This window comes from Desulfobulbus oligotrophicus (assembly GCF_016446285.1).
Taxonomy (GTDB): Bacteria; Desulfobacterota; Desulfobulbia; order Desulfobulbales; family Desulfobulbaceae; genus Desulfobulbus; species Desulfobulbus oligotrophicus.
Genome location: NZ_CP054140.1, coordinates 1,719,862 through 1,740,549, shown reverse-complemented (window position 1 = coordinate 1,740,549; position 20,688 = coordinate 1,719,862). Strand labels below are relative to the sequence as shown.

Sequence of the window (20,688 nt, the reverse complement as noted above, 5' to 3'; positions counted from 1 at the left end):
CCGGACGTTCACTCAACAAACCCATGCGCCAGTGGATAACGCCAGCCGGGAGCCGCACACCTGGTGGTTATTCTGATACAAGGCGGAGCCTGCTGACGTTTATAGGCGTTTGTTTTTACTCGACGAATGATATCACGCACTAACGAGGTATCAAATCCCAGGGCTGCAATCTCTTCAACACCCTTTCCCTCTTCCAGGTAAGCCTGCAAAACAGCGTCAAGCACATCGTACGGCGGCAAGTCATCCTGGTCATATTGATTGGGCTTGAGCTCTGCGGTCGGTGGGCGAAGTATGATCTGCTCAGGTATACGTTCACTTTCCTTATTGATAAAGTGAGCCAGAGTATACACCAGGGTTTTCGGTACATCAGCAATAACAGCCAGCCCACCGCACATATCACCATAAAGCGTACAGTATCCCATGGCTAGCTCCGATCTGTTGCTTGCAGTTAAAAGCAACCGGTTAAATTTATTGGACAGGGCCATGAGCAGATTGCCCCGAATCCGGGACTGGATGTTTTGTTCTGTTGTATCTTCAGGGTATCCGGTAAAACAAGCGGCCAAACCGAGCCGATAAGCTTCCATGGCTGCAGATATATTGATAACTTCAAAATCACAGCCGGCAATCTCTGCTAATTTTTCAGCGTCTTCAACGGATTGCGGGGACGTGTACGGAGATGGCAGAGCGACACAAAGCACATTTTCAGGCCCCAGGGCATGGCAGGCAATCACTGCGGCAACCGCGGAATCGATCCCTCCGGACAGTCCCAACACTGCTTTGGTCAGTCCGGTCTTACGGGAATAATCACGGACACCCAGCACCAGCGCTTTATAGACCTGAGTAACGGTTTCTTCGACAAACGGAACACTCGTTGTGTCAATCTCATCGCTGTCAACGATCAACATATCCTCTGCATAACCGGCACCAATCTGATGGAGCACACCACCGGCTGTCATGACCATGGAATGCCCGTCAAAAACCAACCCGTCCTGCGCACCGATCTGGTTCACGTACAGCAGGGGGATGTTGTTCTGCCTGCACATCTGACTGAAAGTGTCCTGATAGGCTTTCAACTTTCCGAAATAGTAGGGAGAGGCGGCGATATTGATCAGTACATCCGGCATAACCGGTTCCACGGCCAAACCGGCAAGTGGATGCACCCGACCTGAACGACTCTCCGGCAGGATGTCTTCACCAAGAGTCAAACCGTAGTACATTTTTTGGAAGGGAAAGATCGTCGGGGTTGTTCCAGGTTCGAAATAGCGGGCTTCCTCACACACACAGTTGGATGCAAGCAACTGTTTCCGTGCATGAAAGACGATTTTGTTACGTTCCAGAACCAAAGCCGAGTTATACAACGGTTTGCCCGGTCCCTGTCGCCGCTCCGGCACACCAACAATACAGGTGACACCTTCCAGTGTTTGAATGAGCTCAGCCAGAACACGGTCATGTGTCTCAAGAAATGAGGAGCGTTCCAGAAAATCATAGGGAGGAGACCCGCTCAGTGTCAGTTCGGGAAAGATCACCAGGTCGCAACGGGCCTCTCTGGCTTTGTCAATCCACTGAAGGACCTGGCGAAGATTCCGCTCAAAAGCACCGATGATAGGATTTGTTTGCACAAGTGCGATTTTCGCCATCTTACCAACCAGGAAAACTGATTAATGCCATTGCACAGTACAATGGATGTGCGGCTCTATTGAATCCAGCCTCGTTGGCCGGGGATTTCGATATGCGAAGCAGATGGTCGCCTGTTCTGCGCACACAAAAAACCCGGCAACAGAAAGTAGCCGGGCTGCAAAGAACGTTGAATTACTTCCTGATAACGTTGGCTGCTGCCGGCCCCTTGGGTCCGTCAACAATTTCAAACTGGACCGTATCGCCCTCATTAAGCGTTTTAAATCCCGAGCCGCTGATCGCTGAATAATGGACAAAGACATCTTTGCCTGCTTCGTGTTCAATAAAACCAAAACCTTTCGACTCGTTAAACCATTTTACTTTTCCTTCCAGCATCGTTCCTTTTTACTCCTTAACGTGGGCTATACGTTGTATTCATGCGACAGGGTCGCCTATTTTTTGCCTCAAAAAAACTCGCGAGACTGCACTCGACACAGCGTCGTCTAATCTGCCTCTCCGTGCAAACATACCATTCTCAGCATGAAAAACAAGAAATTTGATGGCACGGTTATCGGCCGCCCCTGCTCCTTACACAAAGGAGATGCCGGTCGTTTTCATTTAAAACCATTACAAACCACGCTGATACAGTTGTACCGCCCGATTGTGATCGGTTAAATTGGTTGAGAAGACGTGTGTACCGTCATTCTTTGAGACAAAGTAGAGCGCGTCAGACTCAACTGGATGAAGCACTGCCTCTAAAGATGCCCGTCCCGGGCTACAGATAGGCCCGGGTGGCAAGGCCGGAATAACATAGGTGTTGTAGGGTGTGGGTCGTCTAAGATCAGCCCTGGTCAGCTTGCCGTTAAAATCGCGAACCCCATAACTTACGGTCGGATCTGATTGCAGGCGCATCTTCCTGTCCAATCGATTATAAAAAACCCTGGCAATCAGTGGTCGTTCAGCTGCAACGGCTGCTTCTTTTTCCACAACTGATGCCAACGTAAGCAGCTGGTGCTGATTTAATGCTGTGCGGGCCGGCACTTCAAGACTGTGCCAGACCTGTTGAAACCGGCCCACCATGTTGCGAATGATGGCCTCTTCACTCGTTTCATTTCGAACCAGTGCATATGTTTCCGGGAAAAGATACCCCTCAAGATGCGGAGCCTTAATCCCAAACTGTCTGATAAAAGACAGGTCCGTCACAAGCGACAAGAAACGCTCCTGTTCGACCCAGCCGTCTTTTGCAAAGATAGCGGCAATCTGCTCAGCAGTCACTCCTTCGGGGACAGTGATATAATGTCGCAGCGTTTTCCCCTGTACAAGCAGATCTAAGATCTCGGGTGGAGTCAGGCCTCTGGGGATGCTGTACTCGCCTGCCTTCAACCTGGACCTGGCCCCGGACAGATAAACAAGGGCCAGGTAACGGGCATCGTCTTCAAGCAGTCCACTGGTGGCAAGCAGTCTGCCAATGGAGCGTACACCTGATCCTTTGGGAATCAGAAGAACAACATCACCCTCTCCGGGTGCTCTCGTCGTCAGATAGGAGAGGTACCACAATCCGACACCACTGCCGATGATCAGGAAGAAAAGGAGAAGCAGCAGCAGAATACGACGCATAAGCGGGACCTGTAACAATTCAAAACATCCGGGGAGTTAAAGGGTGAAAGTCGCCGGCACAACAGCGCAACCTTGCTCACCACTGTTCTCCGACCAAGCGATCACTCTTTTTTGTCGATCTTTTTTAGCTGCAGTTTCCCTTTCGGAATCTTACCCAGTGTCAGCTCAATGACCTCATCCATGTGTTTAACCGGAAAAAAGGTGATCTTCTTACGCAACTCCTCGGGAATCTCCACCAGGTCTTTTTTATTTTCCTCAGGAATAATCACCTTGCTGATACCGGCTCGCAGGGCAGCCAGCGCCTTATCCTTCAATCCACCTATCGGTAAAATTCTCCCGCGCAGAGTCACTTCACCGGTCATGGCAAAACCGCGTTTCACCGCTTTGCCGCTGATTGCTGAAAACAGTGCCGTGGTCATGGTAATACCGGCGGAAGGGCCGTCTTTGGGGATGGCGCCGGCAGGAACGTGGATATGAATATCCACGGCATCAAAGTACTCCGGATCCACACCAAGAACCTTATTACGACTCCGGCAGTAACTGAGAGCCGCCTGGGCAGACTCTTTCATGACCTCACCCAGCTGACCGGTCAGTAACAGTTTCCCCTTCCCCGGCAAAACCGAGGTCTCGATATGCAACAGTTCACCACCGACCTCTGTCCAGGCAAGACCGATGACAAGCCCGGGCTGATTGGTGGTATCCAGTTCGGTTTCAGGAAGATACCTGTACGGACCTAAATACTTTTCCAGTGTGTTTCCGGAAACAACATACGGCCCCTTACCACCTTCGGCAACCTTACGTGCGATCTTGCGGCAGACCTTGCCCAGGGCACGTTCCAGATTTCTGACCCCTGCCTCATGTGTATATCTGCTGATAATTGTCTCCAGAGTGGCGTCGTCAATCCTGATCTGGCTGGGCCTGATCCCGTTTTCCTGGATCTGTCGGGGTAAAAGATACTTGGTGGCGATTGCCATTTTCTCTTCCAGCGTGTAACCCGAAAGCTGGATCACCTCCATACGATCGAGCAATGGTCCTGGAATAGTATCACTGCGGTTGGCTGTAGTGATGAACATGACCTTGGAGAGATCAAAGGGTAAGTTCATATAGTGGTCGGAGAAGGTGTTGTTCTGTTCCGGATCAAGCACTTCAAGTAAGGCTGAGCTGGGATCACCCCGGTAGTCATCACCGATCTTATCGATCTCATCCATCATAAACACAGGATTGTTGGCACCGACACTTTTCAACCCCTGCAGGATCCGACCGGGCATGGCACCGATGTACGTGCGGCGATGACCGCGGATCTCTGCTTCATCCCGCATACCACCCAACGAAAGACGGTAAAACTTTCGCCCCATGGCCTTGGCTATCGCCTGCCCAAGGGAAGTCTTGCCAACACCCGGCGGACCGACAAAACAGATGATCGGCCCCTTGGTATCGGCATTAAGCTTACGGACAGCCAGATATTCCAGGATGCGTTCCTTGATACGGTCAAGGCCGTAATGATCCTCGTCAAGAACCGCTGCCGCCTCCTTCAGGTCAAGCACATCGGGTGAGGACTGCCGCCACGGTAAATCAAGGAACCAGTCAAGATAGGTGCGGACGATGGTTGCCTCGGAAGCTTCCGGATGCATCATCTCCAGGCGCCGCAGCTGTTTGCGGGCCTCTTTTTTGGCATACTTCGGCATCTTCTTCTTGCGCAGCTGCTGACGGAGCTCCTCAATCTCCTGAGAATAGCTGTCCTCGTCACCGAGTTCCCGCTTCAGCGCCTGGATCTGTTCACGGAGAAAATACTCCCGCTGGCTGCGTGTCATCTCCTCTTTGACATCCGACTGAATTTTAGCTTGCACAGTCGAGACTTCCAGTTCCTTGTGCAGCAAATCCGCAACAAGACGAAGGCGTGCAACCGGATCAATGGTTTCCAGGATCTTCTGAGATTCTGCAATCTTCAATCGGAGGTTGGAACCTACCAGGTCAGCAAGGCGCCCCGGCTCTTCAATATTATTAATGATCGTCATCAGGTCTGAGGAAAGGAGTCCGCGAAGCGACATGATCTTTTCGGTCTGCTCACGCACATTACGCATCAGCGCTTCGATCTCCACTGTCATTTCAGGAGATTCGGGTTCCTCAATCAGATCAATTTCCACCCGATAAAACGGCTTCTCCTGAAGAAACGAACGAATGCGGGCTTTTGACAAGGCCTGGACCAACACCTTCAACCGTCCATCCGGGAGCTTGAGAGTCCGCATAATCATTGAGACCATACCCACCTCATAGATATCCTTTTCTTCAGGATCATCCTTGGTGGCATCTTTCTGGGTAACCAGCATCAACAGCTTGTTGGCGGCCAGCCCTTCATTCACCGCCTCAATGGAACCTGGACGGCCGACAAACAACGGAATAATCATATAATTAAAGACCACAACATCTCGCACCGCCATCATCGGCAGAGAATCCGGGATCTCTAAATCCTGTGCCTGCTCGTCAAAATCACCCATACTGGTGGACAACGAATCATCAAATTCCACGTCTTTCCTCCTCAACATTACCTCAGGTAATGGCTTCTATGCTCAAAATAGTCCCACGACAGTAAACATGACCCTTTCCGAAGTCAAGCAGACGCTACATGCAGTAAACGAAGATTTTCCTTGAATAATTACCAGCCGCTCAATATACAAAAGATCATTCATCCGTTTCATTTTTCATTTATATCGGAGCCCCCTATGCTATCAGTCGAATCCTATTTTTCCCTTGATGACTGCACTCATCAGGAACTTTTTGCAGATTGCCCCCATGTCTGGGCTCCTTTAAAAAAGCTGAAGGAGTACATCGCCGGCCTGGTCAAACCGACTTTCCAGCACCTGTGCATCACCGACGGTGTACCTCTTGACAGCCCGTACATCTCCTTCAACGGCAAACTGCGCAATGCCAGAGAGTGCATTATCACCTATGGAGATGCGACCAAAGGCGGTCTTTCAGTCTGGGAAAACGGTCAGATTCTGGAAGGGGCCTCGGTCATCATGGCGGGTGCTGTGATCCTGGGCAAGCATGTTGCAATCGGTAAAGGGGTTCTCATTGAATCCGGGGCCATGATTAAATCCCCGGCCATCATCGGCGATGGTTCGGAAATTCGCCAAGGCGCCTATCTGCGGGGCAACTGTCTCATCGGCAGGCGTTGTGTGGTTGGTCATACCACTGAAGTCAAGCACTCCATTTTTCTGGACGATGCCAAAGCCGGTCATTTTGCCTATCTTGGTGACTCTATCCTTGGCAGAAAAGTCAACCTTGGTGCAGGGACCAAGTGTGCAAACTTACGTTTCTTTACAGGAACGGTCAAACTTCGGACCAGCAACGGCTCTGTTGACACCGGTTTACATAAACTCGGTGCTGTGCTCGGGGACAATGTGCAAACCGGTTGTAACGCGGTAACCAGCCCGGGTACCCTTATAGGGCCGGACAGCCTTCTTATGCCCAACTCTACCGCACTCGCTGGAGTACATCCTCAAAAAAGCGTGATACGCTAGAGTCAGACTCCAGTTGCCGATCCGTAAGCGGTGGTTGCTGACCGGCATACTCGTACAGCGCAAAATAAAAGGCGAAAAGAATGCCCACAGTAAAAAAAAGACGCAACAACCGGTCCCACGGCAGCCATCCTTTACCGGTTAAGCGCCGGATAATAACGGCAATGATATAGGTAAACCCCAGTGCATAGGGCGCTGTGAGCAAAACCTGGTACAGGGTGCCTGTAAAAACGGCATACCAGTCAGCCCCTAAACGCAGATGAAACAGGATGTACGCCAGTGCTGTTCCAATAAACGTTATTTTTTCTCGAAGTGTTGCCATGGTTCCAAACAAAAGTATTGCCTGCATATTTCCAGACACGCTGCCTGAAGAGCGTTTTCTCCGCCCCCTTGTACAAGTTTTCGATCAGGTTGTCTACCTGCAAACAATTGAACATGGTCTACCGTTGACAAAGAGCGAATCGCAGCTGATCAGCCGATACCATGCAGAAGACAGGCTCCAGTACTTCACCGCTGTACCCCTTGGCGAGCAACGTCAACGGTTCATTGCCCTCAACCAGGACCTGCAGCAAAGAGGCAGTCAGTATATCAGCCAGCTGGGCATGCTCACCCTGGCAGGTCTTAATCGCGGCGATCAGTCGGAGTCACGCCGGACCATCATCAGTGACATTCTCAACAACAGCGGTATTCGTCCGGAACAGGAGACTGAACAACTCCTCTGGCAATCGCGACTTATTCTTCAGTTGGCAGAGATGTACGACCGAGAACGTGCCGGGCTGCGACTGGCCTTTCAGGATATTACTGAACAGGAAAACAAGCTCTTAGCAATGTTGCGCGACGATGAGAACAACCTCTTCACCCTTCCCGCTGCAACCTTAACGTCCGATCAGGAGATGGACAGTTTTCTGCGTTACCGGCTCAGGGCCTGGACCCGGCTTGTTTTTCACACGGCTGCTCAACCCGTTATCCCGGGGCTCCTGATCACCAGGTACCAAACCGCACTGGACCTGCTCCACGAATTTTATGAAAAACAAGAGCGACAGAGTCCTCGCCTGTTAGCCACGTTGAAGATCCCCGCAACACAAAAAGACTCTGAATTTGCGCAGACACTGGAAGTGTCGCCGGCAAAACAATGCCAAAGCCTCAAGATGGCACTCAGCACACTGTACACCGGCCGGACAGAGGCGTACTCTCGTGAGAAACTGATCCAGCTTCTTGAAAAGGGTATCTTGGAATGGTCGCAATGTACGGCTGCCAACTCCGATTCGACACAACATGTTCAATGGAAACTTGAACTCTACCTGTTTGAAAACATCTCCCTGCCCTCGCTGTTCGCCAAGAGCTATGCCGCAGGACAGGAGTACTGTCGACCAACGCAACCGGCAGCGGGTTGTGTTGTCGGCATACTGGCTCCGCAATAGGGTCTCAGTGGCCCTGCTGTGCCCCCTTTCTGTTCCGGGCTTCAAGCCTGGAAACGAAATCCATCCATGATCCGGACGGCTCGGTGATCTCCACTCCCATTCGCTTGCTGACACTTCCGGTCTGCTCCCATCGTGGTCGAACCCTGAACTTAAAATACTCACTTCCACTGGAGGTCACAGCGGTATAGGTATCCATATCCTGACCGAATCTTTTGGCTAAATCAGTCAGACAAAGACCCACCTGCGAAACGTCTTGGACCGTCCCTGTACAGAAGCCTATGCCGTCAGAGACATCAATAAACATATTGGTAACCAGCACCCGTGGATACTTTCGTTTTTTTATAGCGTTACCCTCCTGACCTGCGTCGTGGTTTTATCATCAGGATGCGCTCCTGGTCAGGACCATCGAGGCGACAAAACGCTTCCCCGCGCCTAGGCTGCCCGGTTTTCATACTACTCACGATACGGATTAACAGTCATAACCGGACAACTGGCCGACTTCACCACCTTCTCAGCAACACTGCCGAACATGATTCGCTCAAGACCTTTGTAGCCGTGGGTCCCCATAATAATCAGCTGCACTTTTTTCTTTGCGGCATACTTCAGAATTTCTTCGGCTATATCACCGGAAAGTACTTTCCCTGTCACATGCTGTACTCCGGCTTCGAGAAGTCCGGCCCTGTTTTCTTCGATATAGGTCTCCATCTGTTGCTGGGCCGAGGCAAAAAGCTCCTCCTCCAGGTTCGGGAGATTTATGGGAGGAACAAAAAAACCACTGTAATCTTCAAAAGTCTGTGCCACAAACACCAGGTGCAGTTCCGCCTTGAATGTTCCTGCCATATAAGCAGCTGCCTTGATGATTTTTTCGGCATTGTCTGAAAAATCGATGGGGGTCAGGATACTTTTAATACTCTGCATAAGGCGACTCCTTGCATAAAAGAAGGTGGGCGATCAACTACTTTATGATATAAAGATAAATCGTTTACAGATTTTTTCATCAGAAATAACCACGATACCCGCCATCATCGTGCGTCATCCTTATAAAGCTGTTGACCGCAAGACCAATCAATCATATATATAGTCCAACCTGTTCAACTGATTATATCTTTTGTTCTTCTTTTTCTCTCTGGTCGTTTTACGATCTGGAGTATCCGGTTTATACTCTGTTCAAACTGGTGTCAACATCGCTACTGCCTTCACAAGATCGGATATCAGACTATGGATTTCGTCCCCAAATGGATTGCCTGGGAAATTACCCGCCGCTGTAATCTCCACTGTGTACACTGCCGTTCCTCTTCCCAGCTTGAGATTGATGGACATCCCGATTTTTCTTTAGCCGAAGCAAAGCGAATCCTGGCTGAGATCCGCTCCTATGCCAATCCGGTCGTCGTGCTTTCCGGCGGTGAACCGCTCCTGCGGCCGGATGTATTTGATATTGCCGCCCACGGGACGGAGCTTGGTTTACGCATGTGTTTGGCAACCAACGGATCACTGGTGAATGCCGAAACCTGCCGACACATTAAAGACAGTGGTATCAAAATGGTTTCTTTAAGCCTGGACGGTGCCACCGCCGAGGTGCATGATGATTTCCGAAACCAGCCCGGAGCCTTTTCCGGAGTCATGAACGCCATTCGCCTGTTCAACGAGCATAGTATTGATTTTCTCATCAACTCCTCCTTCACTCAACGTAACAAAGAAGAAGCACCCAGAATCTATCAGTTGGTAAAAAAACTGGGAGCCACTGCCTGGTACCTGTTCATGATTGTACCCACCGGCCGTGGTGAAAATATCCTGGCAGAACTGATTCCGGCTGATGAGTATGAGGAGATGCTCAACTGGCATTATGATATGGAGAAGGAAGAGGATGAGCTCCTGGTCCGCCCGACCTGTGCCCCCCAGTACTATCGCCTTGTACTCCAGCGCTCCAAAGCTGAGGGAGAGCGTTTCAAACGCCGCAGTCTTTCATTCTCCACCGGCGGATCCAAAGGCTGTCTCGCCGGACAGCTGATCTGTTTGATCGATGTTGATGGCAATGTTCTGCCGTGCAGCTACTTCCCCCTGGCTGCCGGTAATCTCCAGACGCAATCCTTCCAGGATATCTGGGAGAATTCAAAGCTCATGCTCGATATGCGCAACTTTTCCGGCTATAAAGGTAACTGTGGCCGTTGTGAATATGTCGGGGTCTGTGGCGGTTGTCGGGCCAGAGCTTATGCACTGACCGGAGATTACCTGGCTGGCGAGCCCTTCTGCAACCATGTTCCCGGCCGGCACCTGAGCCAACAACCTGGTACCCCAACACAGACAACCTGTGAATCATAAACCCACAAACACGGATATTCGATGAACAACACATTTCTCCAAGCCTGCCGGGGTCAGAAAACAACCCACACACCTGTCTGGTTCATGCGGCAGGCCGGCAGATATTTACCTGAGTATCAAAAAATCAGAGGGAAAGTCAGTTTTCTCGAACTGTGCAAGACACCTGAACTTGCTGTTGAAGTGACGTTACAGCCCATTGATATTTTCGGTTTTGATGCGGCAATACTCTTTTCCGACATCCTCATTCCCATGGAGGCCATGGGCCTTGAACTCGAGTTTCATGAGGGCAGGGGTCCGCTTTTCCCCACACCGGTTCGAAGCCAGAAAGCTGTTGATGCCCTGGTGATTCCCGTACCTGAAGAACAACTTCCCTTTGTGCTGGAAACAATTCGCCTCCTGCGTCTCACCCTGCAGGTGCCGCTCATTGGTTTTGCCGGTGCTCCCTTCACGCTTGCGACCTATCTCATCGAAGGCGGCAGCTCCAAAGTATTTCTTCACACCAAGAAGATGATGTTCCAGGAGCCGCAGCTCTTCCATAACCTGATGGCAAAAATTACCGCCTGCACCAGTGTCTATCTTCAAGCACAGGCCAGAGCCGGAGCCCAGGCGCTGCAGCTGTTCGACTCCTGGGTCGGCATTTTGGCCCCCTGCGATTACGAAGAATTTGTTCTTCCTTACACCCGATCCATTATCAGAGATCTGCGGGCCGGCACCGATGTTCCGATCATCTACTTTGCAAATAACGGTGCCACATTGACCGACCTCACCACCACCGTGGGTGCTGATGTGCTTGGTTTTGACTGGCGGCTGCCCATCAGAGAGGCTGTTGCCCGGGCCGGACGGCACGCCGTCCAGGGCAATATTGACCCGCTCGCCCTCTTTTTACCGCCAAAACAACTGGAAGAACGCATCAGGACAATGCTGATAGATGCCCAGGATGCGCAGGGGTACATCTTTAACCTCGGTCATGGCATCCAACCGGAGACGCCAACAGAACACGTCCGGATTGCAGTGAACGCAGTGCACCGATTCAGCGGTAAATCGTGAACAACAACATACCTTTTAACGAGCATGGAACCATCGCGCCCCTCCATCCCTTCCCTGAAACAGTGCATCAAGCTCATGGATCAGTATGGAATGCTCGCCAATATCCGTCATCATTCCCTGGTCGTTACCCGGCTGGCTGACCATCTGCTGTCAGGGTTATGTGCCTTTGCGCCCGACCGATCCCAGGCCGATCAACGCCTGGTGATCGCCGGCGCCCTGCTCCATGACATCGCCAAAACCCCGTGTCTGAACAGCACCTGTGACCACGCCAAGATCGGCGGTGACATCTGCCGGCAACACGGATATCCGGATATTGCGACAATTGTTGAACAGCATGTACTTCTTGCCGATTATGATCCGCAACGGTATCTGGACGGTCGTTTCACTGCCCCTGAAATTGTGTACTATGCCGATAAACGCGTTCGTCATAATGTTGTGGTGCATCTGAGCGAACGATTGGAATACATCCTGGACCACTACGGCAAAGGCAATCCGACCCGCCAAGGTCTGATCAGGGATAACTTTGACCAATGTGTCACCCTGGAAGACTCTCTTTTTCGTTGGATCTCCTTTGACCCGAAAGATCTGGGACGCTTCTGACCCGCCTCTTTCTTAAAAAAACACCCTATCTTGTTCAACATCTCCGGCCGGCTGAAAAAACCCCTAGCCATGCTTACCTGCAGCAGCCAGTCCCCTGACTGGTCGATATAGTTGTACCACCATGCAAAAAAAGTCCGCCAGACAACCGGCAAGGCACAATGCCCCCTGCTCAGGTTCGTTGACCACAGCAAAACAGCAAGACCGAAGATCTTCATTACGCCTATGAAAAAATCCGGTATAGTTTTAAAGACAGAAGTGATCAGAAGACACTGCAGAGGACCAGCAGCATCCACCGCTCCACTGCACAGGGACAAAGGCACTAAAAAACACCAGCATCACGGTATCCCGATGCGCTGATGCAGAACCGCTCTTCCTGAGCACACCCACAGACATTTAGAGCTCAAACAAACAGCTTAATCAGAGACAAGCATCACCCAACCGATCATCTTCAATCAAGTGCACGAGAGGACTGACCATGCGTATCACCTTTCATGGAGCTGCCCGCAATGTAACCGGTTCATGTTTCCTGGTCGAATGCAGGGATAAGCGTATCCTTATTGACTGTGGCCTTTACCAGGGAAAACGGGAGACAGATGAAGAAAATTTAAACGACTTCGGATTTGATCCCGCCGACATTGATCATCTGTTACTGACCCATAGCCATCTTGATCACTGCGGACGCATTCCGCTTCTCTGCAAACAGGGCTTTAAGGGAACCATCGTAACCAGTGCTGCCAGCCGGGAATTGGCCCGCCTTGTGATGCTTGATTCAGCCCGAATCCATGAGGAAGAGGCCCGATACCGTAATTCCAGAGCCGGCAGACGACGAGGACGGGAAGCATCGGTGCAGCCGCTGTACGATACCCTGGACGCGCTCAACAGCCTGGACACCTTCATCGATATTGCCTCATTTACCCGTCCCCATGATCTCTGTCCAGGTATCCGCACAACCTTCTACGAGGCCGGTCACATCCTCGGTTCTGCCTGCATCCTCCTGGAGCTGGAAGAAGACGGCAAACAGCGGCGGGTACTGTTTTCCGGTGATCTCGGTTACAACGGCCGGGCCATTCTGCCGGACCCTGCCGTGCCTCCCCATGCCGATATCGTTATCATGGAATCCACCTATGGCGACCGACTCCACAAATCACTTGCCCCCTCCCTTGATGAGCTGTACCAGGCAATCAACACCACCATAGCCCGTAACGGCAATGTACTCATCCCCAGCTTTGCCCTGGAGCGTACACAGGAGTTACTCTACTATTTACGGGAAGGTATTGAACAACAGCAACTGCCACCTTTTTTGCCGGTGTATCTTGATTCACCGATGGCTGTTTCAGCCACCCAGATTTTCCGGCGACACCGGGAATGTTTTGATGAAGAGACCTGGGCGGTTATCTCAGCCGGCCGTGATCCTTTTGATCTGCCCGACCTTGAAATTGTTCGCGATGTTGCCGAATCAACGGCACTCAAACATACCCGTGGCTCGGTGATCATCGCCGGCTCGGGCATGTGCACCGGAGGTCGTATCCGTCACCACCTTCGCCATAATCTTTGGCGCAAAGAGGCGGCCATTGTCTTTGTCGGCTATGCTGCCCAGGGAACATTGGCCAGGCAGATCATTGACGGGGCAGAGGTCGTTAAAATATTTCAGGAAGAGATAGAAGTTCACGCTGACATCTACACAATCGGTGGTTTTTCAGCCCATGCCGATCAGCGCGAACTCCTTCGCTGGCACAGCCAAACCGGCAAACCCGAACGAACCTTTCTGGTGCATGGTGAAGAAAAAGCCATGCTTGCCCTGGCAGATCATCTCACGGCAACCCATGTCGAGATGCCCATGCTGCACCAATCCTTTGATCTGTAGGTGCACGGCCATACCGCGGCATTGATGTGACCGTTTTCATCATCATTGCCGCTCACAGGATATCGATCCGGCCCCTGCTCCCGAATCAGTCAGACTGACCTGTGTCGCCGGAGGGAACGTCGGCCGGCGGGGGCGGGACCGGCTCCTGTGGCGGCACCGGGGGTGCTGGTGGATCAGGAGCTGTGGCTTCATGAATCAGAGATTTCCCCTTGTTCCAGAAATCCGCGGTTTCTTCTTTGGTAACTGACCACGCTTCTCTTGATTTTTCTCCCACTGACTCAAATAAGTGCACAGAGCCGCTCCTGGTCTTTTCCCAGGCTGTTGTTGATCCCGTTTTTAAGGACTCCCAGGCTGTACCGGCGCTCTCTTTCGTGGCATCCGCCACTGAGCCCGTTGCCTGCCTCACCTCTCTACCGGCCTCACTCCACTTATCCGGTTGCTGCTCGATCTTTTTTTCCTGGGGAACATTCTCTTCCGGCGGCGGCTGCTCTGCGCCTTGCACGGGCAGAACCGTCAGTATTCCCACAAGAGGCAGCAGCCATAATCGCTGTATTCTCTGCATCGCTTTCATTGCTCTCTCCTCTTCATCACTCGACCGTATGAGTGTATGGCCGTACGGACCTGTATTGTTATTGCAAAATACAGACTGATACTCTATTTATAAAATCTCGTTCGAAGAATTTTTTTCTACACTTTTACAGCTATTTATTACATAAATTCTGCATATATTGACAATCACTTTTTTCTGTACCTGAAAACTTTATTTTATAGCCAATGCTTATGCTCCGCTATCTCCTCATCCTCCTTCTGCTGTGTGCAGCAACAGGTGCTCCGCTGCTCCTGTCAGCCGATGACCGCCCTTCTGCAGAAAAACAATGGACTGTTCGTGAAGCGGTCCAGCATGCTCTTACCCACAATCCAGACATCGGGGCCGCCCTGGAACGAATCCGGGCTGCGGATCACGACATAGAGCGCGTCAGGGCTGTTCTTTACCCGCGCCTTGGGGTCAGCGCCGAGTATCATCGTACAGACAATCCCATGTACTCATTCGGCAACATCCTCAATCAGGGAGTATTTAACGAGACCATCAACTTCAACAACCCCGGTACCACCGACAACCTGCGGGCCAAGGCGACCGTGCAGTACCAGCTGTACAACGGTGGACATGATCTGGCCGCTATCCAGGCCGCCGATGAACGCAGCAAGATGTCACGATATGACCACCAGGCCGTCCGTAACCGCCTGGAGTATGAGGTTGTGCGGGCCTTCTACACCATTGCCCAGAGTGAAGATACGGTAAAAATCATGCGGTCTGCAGTTGAGGCGATACAGGCATCTTTGCAGGTGGGCCGGGCCCGTTTTGAAGAGGGCAGTCTCCTGCACGAGGAAGTGTTGAATCTTGAAGTCCAGCAGGCCAGGACTCAGGAGCTGTATATCCGGGCTGAACATGGTCTGAAGCTTGCGAAACATGCGTTTCTTTCACTACTCGGACTTCCTGAAAAAACGGTGTCCATTGACGCCACAACCGAATCAGGCCCCGAGGTTCCTACCCAGCGTCACACCCACAATCGCCCGGAGCTGGCTGGTATTGCAGCGCTTGTCAAGGCACAGGAAGCGCATATCCGGCAGGCCAGAGCAGCATTTTTACCGACAGCCGATGCCTTTGGCAGTGTGCAGACAGACAAAGGAACTGAGCTGGAAAAAGGCTCCGGCAACTCCTGGGTGGCTGGAGTCCGATTACACTACACGCTCTATGAAGGTCGACAGGTCGAAGCATCTGTTGCCAGGGCGGAAGCACAATGGCGAGCTGTTAAAGAGCAACAGCGAAAGATGGAGTTGGACTGCAATCTGGAGATGGAGCAGGCAGCTCTTGCCCTCCGCCAGGAAGAAGAACGGCTGAAAGTAACCGGGGCAAGAGTGGCTGCAGCCACTGAAAGCGCTCGACTTGCCCGGCTTCGTTTTCAAGAGGGAACCCTGCTGACCGCAGAGCTCATTGACACTGAAAACAGACTCACTGACGCCCGCTTAAGCCATGATCAGGCCACGGCCGCCCGAAAGACTGCCATCGCTGATCTACGCCGTGCCATCGGTCTGCGCCAATTCGACCAGGAGAGATGATTTATGCCTCTACACCAACTGCTCACAAAACAGTCTTTTATCTCCGGTGTCCTGTGGTTATGGCTGCTCGTCATTTTTACGGCAGGAGTAGAGGCGGCACCCCGGGGGGCCGGGGCAGCGGTACAGGTGCGTATTGCAACGGTCGATAGAAAGGAAATCCCCCATTTCACCGTGGTGACAGGAACAGTGCAGGCTGCCGAACAGGCAGCCATCGCAGCAAAGATCAGCGGTACTGTTGTCACCATGCCGGTACAGTTAGGATCACGCGTCAAAAAAGGCGATCTTCTGGCCAAAATCCATGCTGAAGAGTTGACCGCCCGTCTCCACCAGGCCGAAGCGACCCTGGCGCAGACCAGGCGCATACTGAAAAGAGAACAGACTCTTCTTCAAAAACACGCCACCACTCCGGAGAGTGCAAAAACCGCGGCTGAACAGACGGCCATTGCCCAGGCAGGATATGACGAGGCCAGAGCCATGGCCGGTTACACACGCATCACTGCCCCGTTTGCTGGTGTGGTGGCTCGAAAATTACTGACCAGCGGCGATCTGACAACACCAGGGGCCGTGTTGCTCCATCTTGAAAACGACCAATCCTTGCAGATAGAGGTGATGATCTCGGAACGGCTGCTGCACACCATTCACCCTGGTGATGAACTCACGGTTCTCGTTGAAACAATACCCCTGACAACCACAGGCATTGTCATCGAAATCGCCCCGGCTGTGGATCCCCGCTCGCGCAGTGCTGTCATCAAACTTGCCGTTCCATCAAATACTGCGCTGCGTTCCGGCCAACTCAGTCGGGTCTTGGTACCAGACCATGAAAAGTACAGTCTCTTTGTGCCGAAAAGTGCGCTCATCCAATCCGGACAGATGGAAACCGTCTTCGTTGTTGCCGACGGACAGGCACGGTTGCGCATTGTACGCAGCGGGACCCAAGATGATGCCATGGTGGAAATCCTGGCCGGCCTTACCCGGGGTGAAAAGGTGGTGACAACCAGCAGCAGCCGGCTTGTTGACGGTCAGGCTGTACAGGTTCAGCCATGAGTGCACAGAAGAACTCCAGGCTCGGTTTTGCCGGCAGCCTTGCTGCGGCCTCTGTCCATTCAAAGCTGATCCCGATAGTCCTCATCGCTTCACTGTTACTCGGTTGTTTTGCGGTGTTTCTGCTGCCGCGGGAGGAGGAGCCGCAGATCAAGGTCCCGATGATCGATGTGATGGTAACCATGCCCGGTGCCACCGCCAAGGAGGTGGAGCAGCGTCTGGCTGTTCCCATGGAGAAGCTGCTCTATGAACTCCCGGGGATTGAGTACATCTACTCGACCTCAATGCCTGGCCAGTGCCTCCTGATTGCTCGTTTTTTTGTCGGTGAAGATCTTGAGAAATCAATTGTTACTCTCAACCAGAAACTGCAAACCAACTTTGATCGCATTCCCCACGGTGTTTCCCTGCCGCTGGTCAAACCACACACCATAGATGATGTGCCGATCCTGGCGTTAACGCTGCACTCAACCCGATACGATCACTTTACTCTGCGCCGCCTGGCCACTGAAGTCGACGATGCGATCAAGTCAATCTTTGAGGTAGCGGAAACAAAGGTCATCGGCGGGAGTCGCCGCCAGATACGGGTACTGTTTGATCCAATACAGTTGGAGGCCCGTCATCTGAGCCCGATTGATCTGGTCCAGCGTCTTCAGCAGGCTAACCGTCAGTCCATGGCCGGTACCCTGCAGGCCGAAAACACCGAGGTGTTGATCCAGGCGGGCACCTTTCTTGCCTCGGTTGAAGATTTCAGACAGGTGGTTGTCGGGGTGCACAACAATGCACCGGTATACCTCCACGAGGTCGCCTCCATCCATGACGGACCGGAAGAACCGCAATCCTACGTCCTGTTCGGCAAACAGGACCATACCGTTGAACCGGCGGTGACCCTGTCAATAGCCAAACGGCCGGGTGCCAACACCGTTGATGTTGTGCAGACAGTACTGCGTAAAGTCGACAGCCTCAAAGGAACGCTGATCCCGCAGGATATCGAGGTCACCATCACCCGCGATTACGGGGCCACTGCAGCCGAAAAATCCAATGAACTGCTCCTCCATATGGGAATAGCGGTTTTCGGTGTGGTGCTGCTCATTCTCCTGTTTCTGGGGTGGCGCGAATCAATCGTCGTCTTGATCGCCATTCCATCCACCCTGTCGCTCACCCTGCTGATCTTCTATCTCTACGGGTATACCCTGAACCGTATCACCCTCTTTGCCCTGATTTTTTCGATCGGTATCCTCGTTGATGACGCCATTGTGGTTGTCGAAAATATTGTCCGTCATATCCGGCTTCAGGGCAGCAGACAGGTCTCTTTGCGGGACATTGCGGTAACCGCTGTTGTTGAGGTCGGCAACCCGACCACGCTGGCTACCTGGGCGGTCATTGCCGCGATCTTACCCATGGCCTTTGTCGGCGGCCTGATGGGTCCGTACATGCGGCCCATTCCCATCGGTGCTTCGGCGGCCATGGTGTTCTCCCTGCTGATTGCGTTTACTGTCACTCCCTGGGCGGCAATCCACATCCTCCATCGGCCCGCAAAAGACGAACAGGGTGAACAACTGGACCCGGACCACGCCCCTGACGACTGGTTCACCCGGCTCTATCACCGGGTCATGGATCCACTGCTTGCCCATGCCAGGTGGCGACTTCTGTTCTTTCTGCTCATTCTCCTGCTGCTCCTGGCCTCCGGTTCACTGCTCTTCTTCGGTGGCGTGAAGGTAAAGATGCTGCCCTTTGACAACAAATCGGAATTTCAAATCATCCTGGACATGCCGGAGGGTTCCACACTGGAACAGACAACACGGGTTGCCATGGAAATGGCCGATGTGGTGGCCCGTGAACCTGAGGTGGTCAACTATCAACTGTATGCAGGCACTGCCTCTCCGTTTAACTTCAACGGCCTCGTTCGACACTACTTTCTTCGCTCCGGATCCACGGTGGCCGATGTGCAGGTCAACCTCAAAGCCAAGGGTGAGCGAAGCAGGCAAAGTCACGAGATAGCCAAACATGTACGTCCGGAAATCGCCCGGATTGCAGCCAGTTACGGTGCTACAGCGGCGGTTGCCGAAGTTCCTCCAGGACCGCCGGTGTTGCAGACTCTGGTGGCTGAGGTGTACGGACCGGACGAGGAGAGCCGGGTAAAGCTGGCAACCGTGGTCAAAAATATCTTCAGCGCTACCGAGGGTGTGGTTGATATTGATTGGTATCGGGAACAGGAACGAACGAAACTTGTTCTTGAGATTGACAAGGAAAAGGCTGCTCTCAACGGACTTTCGGAAGCAGAGATTATTCAGACCGTTGCAATGGCACTCGCCGGGCAGTCTGTTGACCTGTTTCACCAACCTAAGGATAAAGAAGAGATCGATGTTCTTGTCCAGCTGCCGCAGGCACAGCGGGCACGAGTTGAAAACATCCTGTCAATACGTGTGCGACCACAGGCTGATCCGCAGGCGCCTCTCGTCCCGCTGGGCGAACTTATCCGGGTACGAGAAGAATCCGTTGACCAACCCATCTACCGTAAAAACCTTAAACCAGTCATCCACGTGCTGGGCGACGTGGCCGGAGCAGCTGAAAGCCCTGTTTATCCGATTCTGCAGATGAATCAACAGCTTGCACAGCTCAACAGCGCTGATTTCGGCGGCCGGGACGAACCGATCACCATCTACAACCTGACGCAACCTTTCCTGGAAAGCCAACCGGCCATAAAATGGGACGGTGAGTGGCATATTACCCTGGAAGTATTTCGCGACCTCGGTCTGGCCTTCTGTGCGGTGATGGTACTCATCTACATGTTGATGGTCGGTTGGTTTAAGGACTATATCACTCCGTTGGTGGTGATGGCGGCCATCCCCTTCTCTTTAATCGGGATTTTGCCCGCCCACTGGGGATTAAACGCATTTTTTACCGCCACCTCGATGATCGGCTTTATGGCCGGAGCCGGGATTGTGGTGCGGAATTCGATCATCTTGGTCGACTTTATTGAACTGCGCCTCAGCCACGGCCTGGGGCTTGCCGAAGCAGTGGTTGAAGCCGGGGCCATTCGTTTCCGCCCCATGCTTCTCACAGCTCTCGCTCTTGTGGTTGGAGCGGCGGTTATTCTTGCTGACCCGATCTTCCAGGGATTAGCCATTGCCCTGATGTTCGGAGAAGTTGCCTCACTGCTCATCAGCCGGATGGCAGTGCCGGTACTGTACTACATGGTCAAAGCAAGGAGAATGGCTCCGAAAACGCCCACTGATCCTGTTGCCTGAGAACGGGCAACAGACAGCCGCCAGACAGAGGGACAACGCTCAGGACAGGCAGGGGTACACGTATACCCCGACAAAAAAACAGGGCCAGGGCAGATGAAGATCATCGCCGCATTGCCGCAGGAGACACCTCTATCTCGCCAACAGGCCGGACTACCCGCTTTCTCTGTTGTCTGCCTACCATGTAGAGACGCCCAGCACAGATAGCATCCCCTGCAGCTTGCTGTTTACTTGTCGCACAGGATCAGGTATGCAGCTGCTGACAGAAATCATAAGACTGCTTT

General features: G+C 52.6%; 17 protein-coding genes. 9 read left to right on the top strand and 8 right to left on the bottom strand.

Annotated elements, in window-relative coordinates; all coding sequences use genetic code 11:
- Positions 1-8: 8 nt before the first annotated feature.
- From HP555_RS07875 to lon, 4 genes are all read right to left on the bottom strand, one after another.
- Positions 9-1,637 carry an NAD+ synthase gene (locus tag HP555_RS07875; protein ID WP_199261267.1) on the bottom strand — a complete coding sequence of 543 codons (1,629 nt, stop codon included), beginning with the start codon at positions 1,635-1,637 and terminating at the stop codon, positions 9-11.
- Between the two features lie 172 nt (positions 1,638-1,809).
- Entirely contained in the window at positions 1,810-2,010 is a 201-nt protein-coding gene (locus HP555_RS07870; protein ID WP_199261265.1) for a cold-shock protein, read from the bottom strand.
- A gap of 231 nt (positions 2,011-2,241) precedes the next feature.
- On the bottom strand, positions 2,242-3,231 hold the full coding sequence (gene mltG, locus HP555_RS07865) for an endolytic transglycosylase MltG (protein WP_199261263.1): 990 nt from the start codon (positions 3,229-3,231) through the stop codon (positions 2,242-2,244).
- Positions 3,232-3,332: 101 nt separating this feature from the next.
- Positions 3,333-5,726 carry an endopeptidase La gene (gene lon, locus HP555_RS07860; protein ID WP_408639847.1) on the bottom strand — a complete coding sequence of 798 codons (2,394 nt, stop codon included), beginning with the start codon at positions 5,724-5,726 and terminating at the stop codon, positions 3,333-3,335.
- Between the two features lie 225 nt (positions 5,727-5,951).
- On the opposite strand from lon, the gene HP555_RS07855 reads away from it, so the two are divergent.
- Positions 5,952-6,752, top strand: a complete 801-nt coding sequence (locus HP555_RS07855) for an LbetaH domain-containing protein (RefSeq protein ID WP_199261259.1) — start codon at positions 5,952-5,954, stop codon at positions 6,750-6,752.
- Here HP555_RS07855 and HP555_RS07850 read toward each other — a convergent pair.
- Entirely contained in the window at positions 6,706-7,071 is a 366-nt protein-coding gene (locus tag HP555_RS07850) for a hypothetical protein (protein ID WP_199261257.1), read from the bottom strand. The two genes, HP555_RS07855 and HP555_RS07850, sit on opposite strands and share 47 nt — an antisense overlap.
- On the opposite strand from HP555_RS07850, the gene HP555_RS07845 reads away from it, so the two are divergent.
- Positions 7,070-8,170 (top strand): hypothetical protein, encoded by a 1,101-nt coding sequence (locus HP555_RS07845; RefSeq protein ID WP_199261255.1) that lies wholly within the window; start codon positions 7,070-7,072, stop codon positions 8,168-8,170. The genes HP555_RS07850 and HP555_RS07845 overlap by 2 nt on opposite strands.
- A gap of 4 nt (positions 8,171-8,174) precedes the next feature.
- On the opposite strand, the gene HP555_RS07840 is transcribed toward HP555_RS07845, so the two are convergent.
- Both HP555_RS07840 and HP555_RS07835 read right to left on the bottom strand, forming a co-directional pair.
- Positions 8,175-8,366: a hypothetical protein gene (locus tag HP555_RS07840; RefSeq protein WP_199261253.1), complete on the bottom strand. Its 192-nt coding sequence runs from the start codon at positions 8,364-8,366 to the stop codon at positions 8,175-8,177.
- 257 nt (positions 8,367-8,623) lie between these two features.
- Positions 8,624-9,088: a universal stress protein gene (locus tag HP555_RS07835; RefSeq protein ID WP_199261251.1), complete on the bottom strand. Its 465-nt coding sequence runs from the start codon at positions 9,086-9,088 to the stop codon at positions 8,624-8,626.
- A gap of 300 nt (positions 9,089-9,388) precedes the next feature.
- Here HP555_RS07835 and HP555_RS07830 point away from each other — a divergent pair, with 300 nt between their 5' ends.
- The 4 genes from HP555_RS07830 (at position 9,389) to HP555_RS07815 (ending at position 14,000) form a co-directional block, all read left to right on the top strand.
- On the top strand, positions 9,389-10,489 hold the full coding sequence (locus HP555_RS07830) for a radical SAM/SPASM domain-containing protein (protein WP_199261249.1): 1,101 nt from the start codon (positions 9,389-9,391) through the stop codon (positions 10,487-10,489).
- A gap of 21 nt (positions 10,490-10,510) precedes the next feature.
- Complete coding sequence (gene hemE / locus HP555_RS07825; protein WP_199261247.1) at positions 10,511-11,536, top strand: uroporphyrinogen decarboxylase; 1,026 nt, start codon at positions 10,511-10,513, stop codon at positions 11,534-11,536.
- 24 nt (positions 11,537-11,560) lie between these two features.
- Positions 11,561-12,136 (top strand): HDIG domain-containing metalloprotein, encoded by a 576-nt coding sequence (locus tag HP555_RS07820; RefSeq protein WP_199261245.1) that lies wholly within the window; start codon positions 11,561-11,563, stop codon positions 12,134-12,136.
- 475 nt (positions 12,137-12,611) lie between these two features.
- Positions 12,612-14,000, top strand: a complete 1,389-nt coding sequence (locus HP555_RS07815) for an MBL fold metallo-hydrolase (RefSeq protein WP_199261244.1) — start codon at positions 12,612-12,614, stop codon at positions 13,998-14,000.
- Positions 14,001-14,085: 85 nt separating this feature from the next.
- Here HP555_RS07815 and HP555_RS07810 read toward each other — a convergent pair whose 3' ends face one another.
- Entirely contained in the window at positions 14,086-14,571 is a 486-nt protein-coding gene (locus HP555_RS07810) for a hypothetical protein (RefSeq protein WP_199261242.1), read from the bottom strand.
- A gap of 209 nt (positions 14,572-14,780) precedes the next feature.
- On the opposite strand from HP555_RS07810, the gene HP555_RS07805 reads away from it, so the two are divergent.
- From HP555_RS07805 to HP555_RS07795, 3 genes are read left to right on the top strand one after another with little or no spacing between them, the layout of a single operon-like run.
- On the top strand, positions 14,781-16,118 hold the full coding sequence (locus HP555_RS07805; protein WP_233249109.1) for a TolC family protein: 1,338 nt from the start codon (positions 14,781-14,783) through the stop codon (positions 16,116-16,118).
- A 3-nt stretch (positions 16,119-16,121) separates the two neighbouring features.
- Entirely contained in the window at positions 16,122-17,162 is a 1,041-nt protein-coding gene (locus HP555_RS07800; RefSeq protein WP_199261238.1) for an efflux RND transporter periplasmic adaptor subunit, read from the top strand.
- A complete protein-coding gene (locus HP555_RS07795) occupies positions 17,159-20,407 on the top strand; it encodes an efflux RND transporter permease subunit (protein ID WP_199261236.1) in 3,249 nt (1,082 codons plus the stop codon). Before HP555_RS07800 ends, HP555_RS07795 begins: the two co-directional genes overlap by 4 nt.
- Positions 20,408-20,688 lie beyond the last annotated feature (281 nt).